This window comes from Streptococcus cuniculi (genome assembly GCF_004570575.1).
In the GTDB taxonomy this organism is placed as follows: domain Bacteria; phylum Bacillota; class Bacilli; order Lactobacillales; family Streptococcaceae; genus Streptococcus; species Streptococcus cuniculi_A.
This window is the reverse complement of record NZ_SPPD01000119.1, coordinates 1-387: the sequence shown is the minus strand read 5'-3', so window position 1 is coordinate 387 and position 387 is coordinate 1. Positions and strand designations below refer to the sequence as shown.

The following is a 387-nucleotide window of genomic DNA, read 5'->3' as shown; positions in this document are numbered from 1 at the left end:
GTTCACGCTGATGCCCTCGGCGAGCACCGCGGAGATGGCCGGCAGGCCCTCCACCGTGGCGGGGATCTTCACCATGAGGTTCGGGTGGTCCACGACGGCGGCCAGCTCGCGGGCCTGCGCGATCGTCCCGTCGGTGTCCCGCGCGAGGCGGGGGTCCACCTCGATGGACACGAAGCCGTCCGCTCCACCCGTCGCCTCGTGCACGGGCGCAAGGACGTCTGCGGCGCGGCGCACGTCCGTCGTCGTCAGCGCCGTGACGGCGTCGTCGACGGTGGCACCGGCCGCGGCGAGCTCGGCCAGCTGCGCCTCGTAGGCGTCCGCGTCCTTCAGGGCAAGGGCGAAGATGGAGGGGTTCGTCGTCACGCCGGTCACGGAGCGGGTCGCGAT

The 387-nt window shown here is 73.1% G+C and carries 1 protein-coding gene; it reads right to left on the bottom strand.

Going from position 1 to position 387, the window contains the following annotated elements:
- Positions 1-387, bottom strand: a 387-nt coding sequence (locus tag E4T82_RS12325; RefSeq protein WP_280842419.1) for a transaldolase family protein, incomplete at both ends; no start/stop codon positions are given.